Source organism: Pseudomonas sp. TE9122, assembly GCF_056278925.1.
This window is the reverse complement of sequence record NZ_JBWBQI010000001.1, coordinates 756273-770763: the sequence shown is the minus strand read 5'-3', so window position 1 is coordinate 770763 and position 14491 is coordinate 756273. Positions and strand designations below refer to the sequence as shown.

Sequence of the window (14491 nt, the reverse complement as noted above, 5' to 3'; positions counted from 1 at the left end):
ACCGTGAAGGGGCAACGCTGCCGCCGCCTGAGGAGAAAATTAGAAATGACCTTCGTCGTCACCGACAACTGCATCAAGTGCAAGTACACCGACTGCGTAGAAGTCTGTCCGGTGGACTGCTTTTACGAAGGCCCGAACTTCCTGGTGATTCACCCGGACGAGTGCATCGACTGCGCGCTGTGTGAACCAGAATGCCCGGCTGTGGCGATCTTCTCGGAAGACGAGATCCCAAGCGGCATGGAAAACTTCATCGAGCTCAATGCCGAGCTGGCGGATATCTGGCCGAACATCACCGAGAAAAAAGAATCGCTGCCGGATGCCGAAGAGTGGGATGGCCAGCCGAACAAGATCAAACACCTCGAACGCTGATCTACCCCGAGCTCGACTGAAAGGCCCCTTGCGGGCCTTTTTGCTTTTGCAGGTTTTACTTTTCTGCAGACGAAAAAAGGGGCGGTATGACCCGCCCACATTTTTTCCCTATTCCCTGTAGTCCTTTTCATCGTCCTGATGAATCGCCTCCTGCGATGTCCGTTCCCCTCTTCCGTGAAGGGCGTGTCTGTCCGTCGACACAGTTGAGATATTAGAGAGTTTCTGGAGACGAGCAATTGGCCCTCGGCGTACGCGCGCTCTGTCACAAGGACATAACATTTACGAAATAATTAACAAAATCAAAAGGTTGCTCACTGTAAGTGAGCGCGATCGCCTTCCACCGAAGTGTAAAAATAACGAACACTTACGACACAGTAAGCAAAGGCTTACAGCGCGAGACTACAAATTCAGAAATTGACGACCGCTTGTCTGGTGGCTGCCGAAAGCCCGATTTGCTGCACGCGAAAAACAAAAAAACCCCGACTGATCGAATCAGCCGGGGCTTTTGCGGGCGGAGGATAAGGCGCTTATTGAAACAGCGACTCGCTCGACAGGCCGTTCTTTTCAAGGATCTCGCGAAGGCGCTTGAGCCCTTCCACCTGAATCTGCCGTACCCGCTCGCGGGTCAGACCGATCTCCAGGCCGACATCTTCCAGCGTGCTGCTTTCGTGACCACGCAGCCCGAAGCGGCGAATCACCACCTCGCGCTGCTTGTCGGTCAGCTCCGACAGCCATTGATCGATGCTCTGCGACAGATCATCGTCCTGCAGCAGTTCGCACGGATCGGTCGGACGATCGTCAGTGAGTGTGTCCAGCAGGGTTTTATCCGAATCCGGACCCAGCGAGACGTCGACCGAAGAAACCCTTTCGTTGAGGCCGAGCATGCGCTTGACCTCCCCCACCGGTTTTTCCAGCAGGTTGGCGATTTCTTCGGGTGAAGGTTCGTGGTCGAGTTTTTGCGTCAGCTCCCGTGCGGCCCGCAGGTACACGTTGAGCTCCTTGACCACGTGAATCGGCAGCCGGATGGTCCGGGTCTGATTCATGATCGCGCGCTCGATGGTCTGACGGATCCACCAGGTTGCGTAGGTCGAGAAGCGGAAGCCGCGCTCGGGATCGAACTTTTCCACCGCGCGGATCAGGCCGAGGTTGCCCTCTTCGATCAGATCCAGCAGCGACAGCCCCCGATTGACGTAACGCCGGGCGATCTTGACGACCAGCCGCAGGTTACTTTCGATCATGCGCTTGCGCCCGGCAGGATCGCCACTTTGCGACAAGCGCGCAAAATGAACTTCTTCTTCCGGGGAGAGCAGAGGGGAAAAGCCGATTTCGTTGAGATACAGCTGCGTGGCATCAAGTGCCCGAGTGTAGTCGATGTATTTATGTTGTTTGAGTGTGGCGGAGTGTCTGGATTTGGAACGAACGGAAGGTGGAGCAGCCCCTTCATCATTCAACATCGAATCCGAATCGATGCCGGTCTCCATAAGGAGAACCTCATCGTCGATGTCAAACTCCGGCACTTCTTTACTGAGAGCCATTGTTATAGTCCTTTGGTGAGTTCGACCCCAAGCTCAAGCGACGCCTTTATCCTTGGCAACGCTGGAGCCTGTCCCCTCTACGCGACGGAACAGGCTGGCCTACAAATCAACGTCTTGGCAGGAACTGCAGCGGATCCACTGGTTTACCTTGGCGGCGAATCTCAAAATGCAGTTTCACCCGGTCTGTACCCGTTGACCCCATTTCGGCAATTGTCTGTCCGACCTTGACCTGCTGCCCCTCCCGAACCAACAGCCTGCGGTTATGTCCGTAAGCACTGACGTAGGTTTCGCTGTGTTTGATGATGACCAATTCGCCGTAGCCCCTTAAGCCACTCCCGGCGTATACGACCGTCCCATCAGACGCAGCTAAAACAGGCTGTCCCAAATCTCCGGCGATATCAATTCCTTTATTCAAACTACCGTTTGAAGAGAATTTTCCAATCAGAACGCCATTAGATGGCCATCCCCAGCCGGTCGGGGCCGGGCCTGCCGGAGGCAGTGGAGCGGGTGCAGGTTTGCTCGCGACGGACGGTACAACCCCTTTGGAACCGGTGGTTGTAGTGGTTGTGGTGCCATTCGCCTGGCGCCGGATTACTGTGGTTTTACTCGACGAAGAAGGCGAGGAACTGGAGTTGCTCACCACCGCTGTCGGCGTTGAACCGCTGCGCCCGTCGAAGCGAATTGTCTGACCCGGATGGATCGTATACGGCGTAGGAATATTGTTCCGGGCGGCGAGGGTTTTGTAGTCCCAGCCGTAACGAAAGGCGATCGAAAACAAGGTATCGCCGGGACGGACTACATATTGCCCGGTGGTAACGGTAGGACGTTGCGCCACCGCATTGTTGCGATCAACAACCCGTACGTTGCTCGATTTGGTGCTGGAGCAACCGACCAGCAAGGTGCTCAAGACAAGGCCAGTCACCAGGCGCTGAAAGCTCGTGTTACCCATACGCTGCGCAATGACTGTGAGACTCACCCGCCGCTCCCTTTGTGGTGGCTGAAAAATTCTGAATGCCGCATTGCGGCATGAGGTGTCGCAAGTATAACGGGCCGAACCGGCTTTACCTTTAATGAAGCGAAATCACCGGACGCACACGTTTGCCAGGGGCAAGTACGCTGCGTTTAAACTCTGGCTGCCGGTGTAAGACCGGCGCCGTTGAAAGGAATTCAGCCCTGTTTGCAAATGCTCAGGCCAGTGGCCCGTTGAGCAACGGCACGAAACGCACAGCGCCCAGAACGTGTCGGGAAAAGCCATGTTCCTCGCGCACGATCAGCATCAGTTGTTGCACTTCACCCGAGCCAACCGGAATTACCATGCGCCCACCGGGGGCCAGTTGATCCAGCAAAGCCTGCGGTACATCGGTGGCAACGGCGGTGACGATGATGCCGTTGTATGGTGCCAGCGCCGGCCAGCCTTCCCAGCCATCGCCCCAGCGAAACACCACGTTGCGCAGGTTCAGCTCGACCAGGCGCTCCTTGGCGCGGTCCTGCAGCACCTTGATGCGTTCGACCGAAAACACCCGTTCGACCAGTTGCGACAACACCGCCGTCTGGTAGCCGGAACCGGTGCCGATCTCCAACACTTTATCCAGCGGGCCGGCCTCCAGCAGCAGCTCGCTCATGCGCGCCACCATATAAGGCTGGGAAATGGTCTGGTTGTTGCCGATCGGCAGCGCGGTGTCTTCATAAGCGCGATGCGCCAGCGCCTCGTCGACAAACAGATGACGCGGCGTGCGGCGGATCACTTCCAGCACCTTGGCGTTCGACACGCCTTCTTCATATAGACGCTGGATCAGGCGCTCGCGCGTACGTTGGGAGGTCATGCCTATGCCGCTGCGCAGGCGGTCGTCGTGTGTTCGCGCATCAGCTCAGCCCTCCCAGCCAGCCATCCAGACTTCTGAAGGCATCATTGAAAGTGCGATCGAGCTGCAACGGCGTGATGGACACATAGCCCTGCATCACGGCATGAAAATCGGTGCCCGGGCCGCCGTCTTCAGCGTCGCCGGCAGCGGCAATCCAGTAACCGGCCTTGCCGCGCGGATCGACCACTTTCATCGGCGCCGCCGCGCGGGCGCGATGACCGAGGCGGGTCAACTGAATGCCACGGATGTGATCGATGGGCAGATTGGGGATGTTCACGTTGAGCACCGTGCGCGGTGGCAGATCCAGCCCGGCGTGGGCCTCGACCAGTTTGCGCGCAAAGTAGGCCGCAGTCGGCAGATTGTCCACCTGACGCGAGACCAGGGAGAAGGCAAACGATGGGCGCTCGAGAAATCGTCCTTCCAGCGCTGCCGCCACGGTTCCGGAATACAGCACGTCGTCACCAAGATTGGCGCCCAGATTAATGCCGGATACCACCATGTCCGCTTCGCGCTCAAGCAAGCCGTTAAGGCCCAGGTGAATGCAATCGGTCGGTGTGCCGTTGAGGCTGATAAAGCCGTTCGCCAGGTATTGCGGGTGCAGCGGACGGTCGAGCGTCAGCGAACTGCTGGCGCCGCTTTTGTCCTGCTCCGGGGCGATAACCACGCATTCGGTGTAATCCGCCAGCGCAGCATAAAGCGCGGCGAGACCGGGCGCGGTTACCCCATCGTCGTTAGAAATCAGAATACGCATGGGCTGTCCGTCTGCCCCACCGGCACCAGATCAACGAGCTCGCGCACCAATACGGTGGCAAAGCATCCGGCCGGGAGGACGAATTCCAGTTGCAGAATGTCAGGTTGGGGATAATGCCACGTCAACCCGCCAATGGGCAGCCGCAGGATGCGACGTTCATGGCTCATGTCGGCGTGGATCAACCAGTCGCGCAGATCCGCTTCGCGGGCGGCGATCGCCTGCTCCAGTTCATGGACTGCGCCAGCGGTGGGCGAGTCACCTTCGCCCCACTGCGGACCGGTCGGGTGCAGGTCGAGAATCGCCAGACGCGGGTCGCTGCATTCGGCTTCGCCGGCCGGGAAAAAGCTGCGGCTGTCAGTAAAGGCCAGCAGATCGCCGATCAGTGCGGTGTTCCAGGTGCCATCGGCGACACGCGCCGCGAGCACCTGGTTGAACAGAAAGCTGCGCGCCGTCGACAGCAAACGCGAACGCACATTGCGCTGTTCCGGCAAAGCCTTGCGCGCCGCCCACGCCCGCGCATCGACAACGTTGCCGCCGTCATGGCCGAAGCGCTGGGCGCCGAAATAATTGGGGACGCCTTGTCTGGCGATCAGTTGCAGCCGCTGTTCAATCGCATCTTTGTCGCCATTGAATTGCGTCAGGCGCAGGGTGAAGCCATTGGCCGAATGCGCACCGCGTTGCAGCTTGCGCTTGTGGCGCGTGGTCTTGAGGATCTTCAGCGTGTCGTTTTCCGCCGCCGACAGATCCGGATCGGCCTTGCCCGGCAACTGCACGCTGAACCACTGTCGGGTCAGGGCCTGACGGTCCTTCAGCCCGGCATAGCTGACGGTACGCAACGGCACGCCGGCTGCCTTGGCGATACGCCGCGCCGCTTCTTCGGTATTGAGGCCGCGCTTTTCCACCCAGATCCACAGGTGTTCGCCGTCACCGCTGAACGGAATATCCAGCACTTCATCGACCTGGAAATCTTCGGCGATGGCTTTCAGTACCGCTGTGCCGAGGGGTTCGCCATAGGCCCGTGGGCCGAGTAATTGCAGTTCATTCATGCGCGCAGCAACAAGGCAACGGAGTGCACGGCGATGCCTTCTTCGCGACCGACAAAGCCAAGCTTTTCGGTGGTGGTAGCTTTGACGTTCACTTGATCCAACTCAACTTGAAGATCCGCCGCGATCAGCGCGCGCATCGATTCGATATGCGGCGCCATTTTTGGCGCCTGGGCAACGATGGTGTTGTCGACGTTGCCGACTTTCCAGCCCTTGGCGTGAATCAGACTGACCACATGACGCAACAGCACACGGCTGTCGGCGCCCTTGAATTGCGGATCGGTGTCCGGGAAGTGTTTGCCGATATCACCCAGCGCCGCCGCGCCGAGCAAGGCATCGCTCAAGGCGTGCAGCAGGACGTCACCGTCGGAATGAGCGAGCAGCCCGAAGCTGTGTGCAATCTGCACGCCGCCCAGAGTAATGAAATCGCCTTCAGCGAAACGGTGCACATCGTAGCCGTGGCCAATACGCATAAAAAAACGCCCCGATTTTTGTCAGGGCGTGATTCTACCTGCATTAACCGCGCAGAGCGCGTGCGTGATGCTGCAAGTGGTCGTCAATGAAGCTTGAGATGAAGAAATAGCTGTGGTCGTAGCCCGGTTGCAGGCGCAGCTCCAGCGGATGCCCCGCTTGTTTTGCGGCGTGTTGCAGGGCTTCGGGTTTCAGCTGGGTGGCGAGGAAATCGTCACGATCACCTTGATCGACCAGCAACGGCAACTTCTCCGTCGCCTCTGCGATCAGCACACAGGCGTCCCACTCCTTCCACTTCGAACGGTCTTCGCCCAAATAGTTGGAAAAGGCCTTCTGACCCCACGGGCAATCGATTGGATGGGTAATCGGCGAGAACGCCGACACTGACTGATAACGCCCGGGATTGCGCAGCGCGCAGACCAATGCGCCGTGGCCGCCCATGGAGTGACCGCTGATACTGCGTTTGTCGGAAGCGGGGAAATGCGCTTCGACCAGAGCAGGCAGTTCCTGCACGACATAGTCATGCATCTGATAGTGCCGCGCCCACGGTTCCTGCGTGGCGTTCAGATAAAACCCGGCGCCGAGACCGAAATCCCAAGCTTTGTCGGCATCATCCGGGACATCCGCGCCACGCGGACTGGTATCCGGGGCGACGATGATCAACCCGAGCTCGGCAGCCATGCGCATCGCACCGGCCTTCTGCATGAAGTTCTCATCGGTGCAGGTCAGGCCTGACAACCAGTACAACACCGGCAGCTTGCCGCCCTGCTCCGCTTGTGGCGGCAGGTACACGGCAAAGACCATGTCGCAATCAAGCACTTCGGAGCGATGGCGATAACGCTTGTGCCAGCCACCAAAACTCTTCTGACAGGAAATGTTTTCCAGATTCATAGCACTTCAGCCGCAAGCTGCGAGCTTCAAGCTGCAAGAGGGAATTGCGCCTGCTTGCAGCTTGTGGCTTGTAGCTTGCCGCTGCTCCTTAGAAATGAATGACGGTGCGGATGCTCTTGCCTTCGTGCATCAGGTCGAACGCCTTGTTGATATCTTCCAGGCCCATGGTGTGGGTGATGAAGGTATCCAGCGGGATTTCGCCGCTCTGGGCCATGTCGACGTAGCTTGGCAATTCAGTACGGCCACGCACGCCGCCGAACGCCGAACCGCGCCAGACGCGACCGGTGACCAACTGGAACGGACGGGTAGCGATTTCCTGGCCGGCACCGGCGACACCGATGATGACCGACTCGCCCCAGCCTTTGTGGCAGCACTCAAGCGCGGCGCGCATCAGTTGCACATTGCCGATGCACTCGAAGGAGAAGTCGACGCCGCCATCGGTCATGTCGACGATTACTTCCTGGATCGGACGATCAAAGTCTTTCGGATTCACGCAATCGGTGGCACCGAGTTGTTTGGCGATTTCGAACTTGGCTGGATTGATGTCGATGGCGATGATCCGCGCAGCCTTGGCTTTCACCGCGCCGATCACGGCCGACAAGCCGATACCGCCGAGACCGAAGATGGCCACGGTGTCACCCGGCTTGACCTTGGCGGTGTTGAGCACGGCGCCGATACCGGTGGTGACGCCGCAACCGAGCAGGCAGACCTTTTCCAGCGGCGCGTCTTTGGAGATCTTCGCTACGGAAATTTCCGGCAGTACGGTGTACTCCGAAAACGTCGAAGTGCCCATGTAGTGGAAAATCGTTTCGCCCTTGTAGGAAAAGCGCGAAGTGCCATCCGGCATCAGGCCCTTGCCTTGGGTGGCGCGAATCGCCTGGCAGAGGTTGGTCTTGCCCGACTTGCAGAATTTGCACTGGCCGCATTCCGGGGTGTACAGCGGAATGACGTGATCGCCGACGGCGACCGAAGTCACGCCTTCGCCGATCGCTTCAACGATGGCGCCACCTTCATGGCCGAGGATCGACGGGAAGATGCCTTCCGGGTCTGCGCCGGACAAGGTGTAGGCATCGGTGTGGCAAACCCCGGAAGCGACGACGCGCAGCAATACTTCACCGGCCTTGGGCATGGCGACATCGACTTCTACGATTTCCAGCGGCTTCTTGGCCTCGAAGGCAACGGCGGCGCGCGACTTGATCATGCTGACTCTCCAGTGAACCCAATAAATAAAAAAGCAGACAGACAGTGTAGTTCAGCGCTTCCTGAGGAATAATCCGGACCAAAGCAAAACATTATTGCCATACAGGGATAATCCAAGTGTCGGAAAACCGCTGGGAAGGCATCGATGAGTTCGTTGCCGTCGCCGAATGCAATCAATTCACCGCCGCTGCCGAGCGTCTTGGGGTTTCTTCCTCACACATCAGTCGACAAATCGTACGGCTCGAAGAGCGTCTGCAGACGCGACTGCTCTACCGCAGCACCCGGCGAGTTACGTTGACCGAAGCCGGGCAGACTTTTCTGCAGCATTGCCAGCGCCTGCAGGACGGTCGCGAAGAAGCCTTGCGCGCGGTAGGTGATCTGACCAGCGAACCGAAAGGCATGCTGCGCATGACCTGCGCGGTGGCCTACGGCGAACGTTTTATCGTGCCGCTGGTGACTCGCTTCATGGGGCTGTACCCGCAGTTGCGCATCGATATAGAGCTGAGCAATCGCCAACTGGATCTGGTGCATGAAGGGCTGGACCTGGCGATCCGTCTGGGTCGGTTACAGGATTCGCGCTTGGTCGCCACACGTCTGGCACCACGGAGAATGTACCTGTGCGCATCGCCGTCCTACCTGGAACGGTACGGACGCCCACACAGTTTGTCGGAATTGAGTCGACACAATTGCCTGATCGGCAGTTCGGATATATGGCAAATGGAACAGAACGGCAGGGAATTTTCCCAGCGGGTGCAAGGCAACTGGCGTTGCAATAGTGGGCAAGCGGTGCTGGATGCGGCGCTTCAGGGCGTCGGGTTGTGTCAGTTGCCGGACTATTACGTGCTCGAGCATCTGCACAGTGGCGCGCTGATTTCCTTGCTGGAGGCGCATCAGCCGCCGAATACGGCGGTGTGGGCGTTGTATCCGCAGCAGCGGCATCTGTCGCCGAAGGTGCGCAAGTTGGTGGATTATTTGAAGGTGGGACTGGCTGAAAGGCCGGAGTACAAACTTTGAGTTATTGGTTGCCTGTGCGACCGTTTTCGCGAGCAGGCTCGCTCCCACAATTGACCGAGTTCGACAGCTGAATGCATTCCCTCTGTGGGAGCGAGCCTGCTCGCGAAGGCAATGCCACAGCGACCCCAAATCTCAGCGGCGATTCGCCCAACGCTGGCGCAACCACTCCAGATCTTCCGGCCGGGTCACCTTGAGGTTATCCGCCCGCCCTTCGATCAGACGCGGTGCCAGACCGGCCCATTCCATCGCAGAAGCTTCATCGGTAATCACGGCATCCGCAACCAGGCTGTCGGCCAACGCCCGATGCAACGCGCCGAGGCGAAACATCTGCGGCGTATACGCCTGCCAGATCACACTGCGGTCCACCGTTTCAACCACACGACCGTTTTTATCAATGCGTTTGAGCGTGTCGCGAGCGGGCACCGCCAACAGACCACCGACCGGGTCATCCGCCAGTTCGGCAAGCAACTTGTCGAGATCATCGCGACTCAGATTCGGCCGGGCCGCATCATGCACCAGCACCCAATCGTCATCGTCGGCACCTTGCGCATGCAGATGCAGCAAGGCATTGAGCACCGAAGCAGAACGCTCCGCCCCGCCGCCGACCCGCTGAATGCGTGGATCGCTGACGCAAGCCAGATTCGGCCAATAGGGATCGTCAACAGCAAGACTGACCACCAGGCCCTTGAGGCTCGGGTGATCGAGGAAACAGCCGAGGCTGTGTTCGAGAATTGTGCGCCCGCCCAGTTGCAGATATTGCTTGGGACGGTCCGCGGCCATTCGGGCACCGACGCCCGCGGCAGGAATCACGGCCCAGAAGGCCGGCAGGGAATCGATCATTGGGCCAACTGGTAAAGGGTTTCGCCGTCCTTGACCATGCCCAGTTCGTGACGAGCCCGCTCTTCGACGGTCTCCATGCCTTTTTTCAGTTCGCTGACTTCAGCGTCCATCACTCGGTTGCGCTCCAGCAGGCCTTCGTTCTCGGCATGTTGCTCGGCGATCTGCTGTTTCAGCTCGGCGACCTGCGCCAGACTGCCATTGCCCACCCACAGGCGGTACTGCAGACCGGCCAGCAGCAAGAGCAAAACGAGAAACAACCAGTAAGGACTGCGCATCGAATATCAGGTATCCAGTGAAAAAAGACAGCCACGCATAATGTTGCAGCATCTGATAGCACGAAGCCTGGAAAGATCCAGGCTTGTGCTTAAGGCATCAGATTAGTGGCAAATCCATCGCTGTCACGACTTTTCCGACACAATCCGGTGTCCTTTGATCAGGTTGCGCTTAACCGCGGAACTCGGCACGGCCGTTGTACTTGGCCTTGCCGTTCAACTGCTCTTCGATACGCAGCAGTTGGTTGTACTTGGAAACGCGGTCGGAGCGGCACAGCGAACCGGTCTTGATCTGGCCAGCCGAGGTGCCCACAGCCAGGTCGGCAATGGTCGAATCTTCGGTTTCGCCAGAGCGGTGCGAGATCACGGCGGTGTAGCCGGCAGCCTTGGCCATCTGGATGGCTTCCAGGGTTTCGGTCAGGGTGCCGATCTGGTTGAACTTGATCAGGATCGAGTTGGCGATCTTTTTATCGATGCCTTCTTTCAGGATCTTGGTATTGGTCACGAACAGGTCGTCGCCCACCAGTTGGGTCTTCTCGCCGATCTTGTCGGTGAGGATTTTCCAGCCGGCCCAGTCGGACTCGTCCAGACCGTCTTCGATGGAGATGATCGGGTAACGCTCGGTCAGACCTTTGAGGTAGTCGGCGAAACCTTCAGCAGTGAACACCTGGCCTTCGCCGGACAGGTTGTACTTGCCGTCTTCGTAGAACTCGCTCGCGGCGCAGTCCAGCGCCAGGGTCACGTCGGTGCCCAGCTTGTAACCGGCGTTGGCCACGGCTTCGGAGATCACTTTCAGCGCGTCTTCGTTGGACGCCAGGTTCGGTGCGAAACCGCCTTCGTCACCAACGGCGGTGCTCAGGCCACGGGCCTTCAGCACAGCTTTCAAGTGATGGAAAATCTCGGTGCCCATGCGCAGACCTTCCGAGAACGACTTGGCGCCGACCGGCTGCACCATGAATTCCTGGATGTCGACGTTGTTATCGGCGTGCTCGCCACCGTTGATGATGTTCATCATCGGGACCGGCATCGAGTACACACCCGGGGTGCCGTTGAGGTTGGCGATGTGTGCGTACAGCGGCAGATCCTGATCCTGCGCAGCCGCCTTGGCCGCAGCCAGGGACACGGCGAGGATGGCGTTGGCGCCCAGGGTCGCCTTGTTTTCGGTACCGTCGAGCTTGATCATCGCTTGGTCGAGGGCTTTCTGGTCGCTCGGGTCGGTGCCCAGCAGCAGATCGCGGATCGGACCGTTGATGTTGGCTACCGCCTTGAGCACGCCCTTGCCCAGGTAACGGCTCTTGTCGCCATCACGCAGCTCGAGCGCTTCACGCGAGCCAGTGGATGCACCGGACGGCGCGCAGGCGCTGCCGATGATGCCGTTGTCGAGAAGCACGTCCGCTTCCACGGTGGGATTGCCACGGGAGTCGAGAACTTCACGACCTTTGATGTCGACGATTTTTGCCATTGTTGTAAACACTCCAAAGTTGACGAAAACGACGCAGCTAGAGGAAATCTTTATCGTCGGCAAGCGAAGTACAGCGGGCAGACTTGCAGACGACAACGCTCACGCCCGAGGGCATGAGCGACAAATCGTGCGGTACTTTACCGGAGAATCGAGCGTTACGCGGTTTCTACCGTCGGAAAACTCTTCACCAGTTCGTCCAGAGCCTTGAGCTGGGCCAGGAATGGCTCCAGTTTGTCCAGACGCAAGGCGCAAGGGCCGTCGCATTTGGCGTTGTCCGGATCCGGATGCGCTTCGAGGAACAGACCCGCCAGCGACTGGCTCATGCCGGCCTTGGCCAGATCGGTGACCTGCGCGCGGCGACCGCCGGCGGAGTCGGAACGACCGCCAGGCATTTGCAACGAGTGGGTCACGTCGAAGAACACCGGGTATTCGAACTGCTTCATGATGCCGAAGCCGAGCATGTCGACCACGAGGTTGTTGTAGCCGAAGCTCGAACCACGCTCGCAGAGGATCAACTGATCGTTACCCGCTTCCACGCACTTGTTCAGGATGTGTTTCATTTCCTGAGGCGCGAGGAACTGGGCTTTCTTGATGTTGATCACGGCATTGGTCTTGGCCATCGCGACAACCAGATCGGTCTGGCGCGACAGGAAGGCCGGCAGCTGAATGATGTCGCAGACCTCAGCGACGACCGCGGCCTGATCCGGCTCGTGGACGTCGGTGATGATCGGCACGCCGAACGCTTGCTTGATGTCCTGGAAGATGCGCATGCCCTCTTCCAGGCCAGGACCGCGATACGAAGTCACAGAAGACCGGTTGGCCTTGTCGAAGCTGGCCTTGAACACGTAAGGGATACCGAGTTTTTCGGTGACCTTCACGTACTCTTCGCAAACCTGCATGGCCATGTCACGGCTTTCCAGCACGTTCATGCCGCCGAACAGCACCATGGGTTTGTCGTTGGCAATCTCGATGTCGCCGACGCGGATGATCTTCTGTGCCATCGGGTTACGCCTTCTTCTGGTGTTGAGCCAACGCGGCTTTGACGAAACCGCTGAACAGCGGATGGCCGTCGCGTGGCGTCGAGGTGAACTCAGGGTGGAACTGGCAGGCGACGAACCATGGATGATCCGGCGCTTCAACCACTTCGACCAGCGCAGCATCGGCGGAGCGACCGGAAATCTTCAGGCCGGCTTCGATGATCTGCGGCAGCAGGTTGTTGTTCACTTCGTAACGGTGACGATGACGCTCGACAATCACGTCCTTGCCGTAGCAATCATGGACTTTGGAGCCCGGCTCAAGCAGGCAATCCTGTGCGCCGAGACGCATGGTGCCGCCCAGATCGGACGCTTCGGTACGTACTTCGACAGCGCCGGTGGCGTCTTCCCACTCGGTAATCAGACCGACCACCGGATGGCCGCTGGCACGATCGAACTCGGTGGAGTTGGCGTCTTTCCAGCCCAGCACGTTACGGGCGAACTCGATGACCGCCACTTGCATGCCCAGGCAGATGCCGAGGTACGGAACCTTGTTTTCGCGAGCGTACTGAACGGCAGTGATCTTGCCTTCCACGCCACGCAGACCGAAGCCGCCCGGCACCAGAATCGCATCAACACCTTCGAGCAGCGCAGTGCCCTGGTTCTCGATGTCTTCGGAATCGATGTAGCGCAGGTTGACCTTGGTGCGGTTGCTGATGCCGGCATGACTCATCGCTTCGATCAGCGACTTGTACGCGTCGAGCAGTTCCATGTACTTGCCGACCATGGCGATGGTCACTTCGTGTTCCGGGTTCAGCTTGGCATCGACCACTGCGTCCCACTCGGACAGATCGGCGCTGCCGCATTGCAGACCGAAACGCTCGACGACGAAATCGTCCAGGCCCTGCGAGTGCAGGATGCCCGGGATCTTGTAGATGGTATCGGCGTCTTCCAGCGCGATTACCGCGCGCTCTTCAACGTTGGTGAACTGCGCGATCTTGCGACGCGAGGACACATCGATCGGGTGATCGGAGCGGCACACCAGCACGTCTGGCTGCAGACCGATCGAGCGCAGTTCCTTGACGGAGTGCTGGGTCGGTTTGGTCTTGGTTTCGCCAGCGGTGGCGATGTACGGCACCAGCGTCAGGTGCATCAGCATCGCGCGCTTGGCGCCGACTTCGAAACGCAACTGGCGGATGGCTTCGAGGAATGGTTGCGACTCGATGTCACCGACGGTGCCACCGATTTCAACCATCGCCACGTCAGCGTCACCGGCACCTTTGATGATGCGACGTTTGATTTCGTCGGTGATGTGCGGGATCACCTGGATGGTTGCACCCAGGTAGTCGCCACGGCGCTCTTTGCGCAGCACGTGCTCGTAGACACGGCCGGTGGTGAAGTTGTTGTTCTGGGTCATGGTCGTGCGGATGAACCGCTCGTAGTGCCCCAGATCCAGATCGGTCTCGGCGCCGTCGTGGGTGACGAACACTTCACCGTGCTGGAACGGACTCATGGTGCCTGGATCGACGTTGATGTACGGATCCAGCTTCAGCATGGTGACCTTAAGCCCCCGCGCCTCCAGGATAGCCGCCAATGAAGCCGAGGCAATGCCTTTCCCCAATGAAGAAACAACACCGCCCGTGACGAATATGTAGCGCGTCATGAAAAACCCTAGAAGTCTGCGTTAAAGCGGAACGAGCCGCCGGGGAAAGCGAAGGAAGGCCGAAGCCCCCGATCACCTGCATTAATCACAGTGCACCTTTCGAAAAAACCGCCGCGTTGTGACAGACCGGTAGATGAAACACCG

General features: G+C 59.0%; 15 protein-coding genes. 2 read left to right on the top strand and 13 right to left on the bottom strand.

From position 1 onward, the window contains the following. Positions 1–45 precede the first annotated feature (45 nt). Complete coding sequence (gene fdxA / locus ACZ9BE_RS03280; RefSeq protein ID WP_056783233.1) at positions 46–369, top strand: ferredoxin FdxA; 324 nt, start codon at positions 46–48, stop codon at positions 367–369. 527 nt (positions 370–896) lie between these two features. Here fdxA and rpoS read toward each other — a convergent pair. From rpoS to ACZ9BE_RS03240, 8 genes are all read right to left on the bottom strand, one after another. After that, positions 897–1904: an RNA polymerase sigma factor RpoS gene (gene rpoS, locus ACZ9BE_RS03275; RefSeq protein WP_016771451.1), complete on the bottom strand. Its 1008-nt coding sequence runs from the start codon at positions 1902–1904 to the stop codon at positions 897–899. Positions 1905–2010: 106 nt separating this feature from the next. Next, positions 2011–2880, bottom strand: coding sequence for a peptidoglycan DD-metalloendopeptidase family protein (locus ACZ9BE_RS03270; RefSeq protein ID WP_041478115.1), 870 nt, complete (start codon positions 2878–2880; stop codon positions 2011–2013). 211 nt (positions 2881–3091) lie between these two features. After that, a complete protein-coding gene (locus ACZ9BE_RS03265; protein ID WP_160768345.1) occupies positions 3092–3727 on the bottom strand; it encodes a protein-L-isoaspartate(D-aspartate) O-methyltransferase in 636 nt (211 codons plus the stop codon). A gap of 40 nt (positions 3728–3767) precedes the next feature. Beyond that, positions 3768–4517, bottom strand: a complete 750-nt coding sequence (gene surE, locus ACZ9BE_RS03260; RefSeq protein ID WP_024011837.1) for a 5'/3'-nucleotidase SurE — start codon at positions 4515–4517, stop codon at positions 3768–3770. Further along, the gene (gene truD, locus ACZ9BE_RS03255) at positions 4505–5563 is read right to left on the bottom strand and encodes a tRNA pseudouridine(13) synthase TruD (protein WP_476248898.1); all 1059 of its coding nucleotides are present in this window, start codon (positions 5561–5563) and stop codon (positions 4505–4507) included. The genes surE and truD overlap by 13 nt, the downstream gene beginning before the upstream one ends. Continuing rightward, the gene (ispF, locus tag ACZ9BE_RS03250; RefSeq protein ID WP_016771456.1) at positions 5560–6033 is read right to left on the bottom strand and encodes a 2-C-methyl-D-erythritol 2,4-cyclodiphosphate synthase; all 474 of its coding nucleotides are present in this window, start codon (positions 6031–6033) and stop codon (positions 5560–5562) included. Before ispF ends, truD begins: the two co-directional genes overlap by 4 nt. A 43-nt stretch (positions 6034–6076) precedes the next feature. Beyond that, a complete protein-coding gene (gene fghA / locus ACZ9BE_RS03245; RefSeq protein WP_056783229.1) occupies positions 6077–6922 on the bottom strand; it encodes an S-formylglutathione hydrolase in 846 nt (281 codons plus the stop codon). A gap of 88 nt (positions 6923–7010) precedes the next feature. Beyond that, positions 7011–8123, bottom strand: a complete 1113-nt coding sequence (locus ACZ9BE_RS03240) for an S-(hydroxymethyl)glutathione dehydrogenase/class III alcohol dehydrogenase (protein WP_007908835.1) — start codon at positions 8121–8123, stop codon at positions 7011–7013. A gap of 116 nt (positions 8124–8239) precedes the next feature. On the opposite strand from ACZ9BE_RS03240, the gene ACZ9BE_RS03235 reads away from it, so the two are divergent. After that, positions 8240–9136, top strand: a complete 897-nt coding sequence (locus ACZ9BE_RS03235) for a LysR family transcriptional regulator (RefSeq protein WP_460160423.1) — start codon at positions 8240–8242, stop codon at positions 9134–9136. Between the two features lie 132 nt (positions 9137–9268). Here the strand turns inward: ACZ9BE_RS03235 and ispD are convergent, their stop codons facing one another. The 5 genes from ispD to ACZ9BE_RS03210 form a co-directional block, all read right to left on the bottom strand. Next, positions 9269–9976 (bottom strand): 2-C-methyl-D-erythritol 4-phosphate cytidylyltransferase, encoded by a 708-nt coding sequence (gene ispD, locus ACZ9BE_RS03230; protein ID WP_150636327.1) that lies wholly within the window; start codon positions 9974–9976, stop codon positions 9269–9271. After that, the gene (gene ftsB, locus ACZ9BE_RS03225; protein ID WP_016771460.1) at positions 9973–10251 is read right to left on the bottom strand and encodes a cell division protein FtsB; all 279 of its coding nucleotides are present in this window, start codon (positions 10249–10251) and stop codon (positions 9973–9975) included. The genes ispD and ftsB overlap by 4 nt, the downstream gene beginning before the upstream one ends. A gap of 169 nt (positions 10252–10420) precedes the next feature. Further along, positions 10421–11710, bottom strand: a complete 1290-nt coding sequence (gene eno, locus ACZ9BE_RS03220; RefSeq protein ID WP_041478121.1) for a phosphopyruvate hydratase — start codon at positions 11708–11710, stop codon at positions 10421–10423. A gap of 155 nt (positions 11711–11865) precedes the next feature. Continuing rightward, positions 11866–12711 (bottom strand): 3-deoxy-8-phosphooctulonate synthase, encoded by an 846-nt coding sequence (kdsA, locus tag ACZ9BE_RS03215; RefSeq protein WP_007954807.1) that lies wholly within the window; start codon positions 12709–12711, stop codon positions 11866–11868. 4 nt (positions 12712–12715) lie between these two features. Continuing rightward, on the bottom strand, positions 12716–14347 hold the full coding sequence (locus tag ACZ9BE_RS03210; RefSeq protein WP_016771462.1) for a CTP synthase: 1632 nt from the start codon (positions 14345–14347) through the stop codon (positions 12716–12718). Positions 14348–14491 lie beyond the last annotated feature (144 nt).

Excerpts from the sequence above, each read along its gene's own strand:
- fdxA (WP_056783233.1), top strand. The coding sequence starts at position 46 with ATGACCTTCGTCGTCACCGACAACTGCATCAAGTGCAAGTACACCGAC.
- rpoS (WP_016771451.1), bottom strand. The coding sequence starts at position 1,904 with ATGGCTCTCAGTAAAGAAGTGCCGGAGTTTGACATCGACGATGAGGTT.
- ACZ9BE_RS03265 (WP_160768345.1), bottom strand. The coding sequence starts at position 3,727 with ATGACCTCCCAACGTACGCGCGAGCGCCTGATCCAGCGTCTATATGAA.
- surE (WP_024011837.1), bottom strand. The coding sequence starts at position 4,517 with ATGCGTATTCTGATTTCTAACGACGATGGGGTAACCGCGCCCGGTCTC.
- truD (WP_476248898.1), bottom strand. The coding sequence starts at position 5,563 with ATGAATGAACTGCAATTACTCGGCCCACGGGCCTATGGCGAACCCCTC.
- ispF (WP_016771456.1), bottom strand. The coding sequence starts at position 6,033 with ATGCGTATTGGCCACGGCTACGATGTGCACCGTTTCGCTGAAGGCGAT.
- fghA (WP_056783229.1), bottom strand. The coding sequence starts at position 6,922 with ATGAATCTGGAAAACATTTCCTGTCAGAAGAGTTTTGGTGGCTGGCAC.
- ACZ9BE_RS03240 (WP_007908835.1), bottom strand. The coding sequence starts at position 8,123 with ATGATCAAGTCGCGCGCCGCCGTTGCCTTCGAGGCCAAGAAGCCGCTG.
- ispD (WP_150636327.1), bottom strand. The coding sequence starts at position 9,976 with ATGATCGATTCCCTGCCGGCCTTCTGGGCCGTGATTCCTGCCGCGGGC.
- ftsB (WP_016771460.1), bottom strand. The coding sequence starts at position 10,251 with ATGCGCAGTCCTTACTGGTTGTTTCTCGTTTTGCTCTTGCTGCTGGCC.
- eno (WP_041478121.1), bottom strand. The coding sequence starts at position 11,710 with ATGGCAAAAATCGTCGACATCAAAGGTCGTGAAGTTCTCGACTCCCGT.
- kdsA (WP_007954807.1), bottom strand. The coding sequence starts at position 12,711 with ATGGCACAGAAGATCATCCGCGTCGGCGACATCGAGATTGCCAACGAC.
- ACZ9BE_RS03210 (WP_016771462.1), bottom strand. The coding sequence starts at position 14,347 with ATGACGCGCTACATATTCGTCACGGGCGGTGTTGTTTCTTCATTGGGG.